The organism is Streptomyces sp. NPDC006265 (assembly GCF_040613555.1).
Lineage (GTDB): Bacteria > Actinomycetota > Actinomycetes > Streptomycetales > Streptomycetaceae > Streptomyces.
Genome location: NZ_JBEXSH010001444.1, coordinates 1 through 1,298 on the forward strand (window position 1 = coordinate 1; position 1,298 = coordinate 1,298).

Genomic DNA, 1,298 nt, shown 5'->3' on the forward strand with positions numbered 1-1,298 from the left:
GGTGGTCGCGCTACGCGCCTGCCAGGAAGCGCTGGCCAACGCCCGTAAGCACGCGGGGAGTCCGGTGACGATCGGCGTGTCACTGGCGTACGCCGACGACTCGCTGACGGTGTCGGTACGCGACGGCGGTCGCGGCTTCGACCCCGCCGCGGTCCGCGGCGGGTACGGTCTCGCGGGGCTGCGGGCCCGGGCCGCCGAAGTGGGCGGTACCGCCGAGGTGTGCAGTGCCCCGGGGGACGGCACGGTCGTGACCGTCCGGCTTCCCGTCGTGCGGAGGAGGACCCGATGATCCGGATCATCCTGGCCGACGACCATCCCGTCGTGCGGGAGGGGCTGCGGGCGATGCTCAGTGCGGAGTCCGACCTGGAGGTCGTCGGCGACGCGTCCAGCGGACCGCAGGCGGAGGCGCTGGCTGCGGAACTGCAACCGGACATCGTGCTGATGGACCTGCGGATGCCGGGTGGTGGGGGCGTGGACTCCATCGTGCGGATGACCGGGGCCGGACTGCCCTGCCGTGTGGTGGTCCTGACGACGTACGAGACGGACCGGGACATCCTGCGGGCGGTCGAGGCGGGGGCGGCGGGCTACCTGCTGAAGGACCTGCCGCGAGCGGAACTGGCGGAGGCGGTGCGGGCCGCCGCGCGCGGCGAGACGGTCCTGGCCCCGTCGGTGGCGGCCCGGCTGGTCGACCAGCTGCGGACGAGGCCGGAGCGGCCACGGCTCTCGGAGCGCGAGACGGCCGTGCTGCGGCTGGTGGCCGAGGGGTGCACGAACGCGGAGATCGGGCGGCGGCTGTTCATCGGGGAGTCGACGGTGAAGACGTATCTGCTGCGGGTCTTCGGCAAGTTGGATGTCACCGACCGGACCGCGGCCGTCACGAACGCGATGCGGTTCGGGCTGCTGGAGCAATGAGGAAGGCGCCGGGGATCCGGCGCCTTCCCTCTGTGGTGTGCGGGGTGCTCAGCCGAGCCGCGCTTCCAGCTCCGCCACGATCTCGTTCACGCCCACCGCCGTCTGCTCGCCGGACTCCATGTCCTTGAGCTGGACGACGCCCTCGGCGAGGTCGCGTTCGCCGGCGACGACCGTGTAGCGGGCGCCGCTGCGGTTGGCGTTCTTCATCGCGCCCTTGAGGCCCTTGCCGCCATAGGAGAAATCGGCCGCGATGCCGTTCTTGCGCAGCTCGGTGACCTTGGCGAACAGGACGCGGCGGGCCTCCTCGCCGAGCGGGACGGCGAACACGCTGGTGGTGGCGGGCAGTTCCAGCTCGACGCCCTCCGCCTGCAGGGCGAGGACCGTGC

Annotated in this window: 3 protein-coding genes; 2 read left to right on the forward strand and 1 reads right to left on the reverse strand. The window is 72.5% G+C overall.

From position 1 onward, the window contains the following. Both ABZ281_RS49650 and ABZ281_RS49655 read left to right on the forward strand, forming a co-directional pair. The coding region (locus tag ABZ281_RS49650) for an ATP-binding protein (RefSeq protein WP_356665461.1) at nucleotides 1–289 on the forward strand (289 nt) is incomplete at its 5' end. Then, on the forward strand, nucleotides 286–912 hold the full coding sequence (locus tag ABZ281_RS49655) for a response regulator transcription factor (protein WP_356665463.1): 627 nt from the start codon (nucleotides 286–288) through the stop codon (nucleotides 910–912). The genes ABZ281_RS49650 and ABZ281_RS49655, both read left to right, overlap by 4 nt. A 48-nt stretch (nucleotides 913–960) precedes the next feature. Here the strand turns inward: ABZ281_RS49655 and ABZ281_RS49660 are convergent. Next, nucleotides 961–1,298, reverse strand: a 338-nt coding sequence (locus tag ABZ281_RS49660; RefSeq protein WP_356665465.1) for a His/Gly/Thr/Pro-type tRNA ligase C-terminal domain-containing protein, incomplete at its 5' end; no start/stop codon positions are given.

Excerpts from the sequence above, each read along its gene's own strand:
- ABZ281_RS49655 (WP_356665463.1), top strand. The coding sequence starts at position 286 with ATGATCCGGATCATCCTGGCCGACGACCATCCCGTCGTGCGGGAGGGG.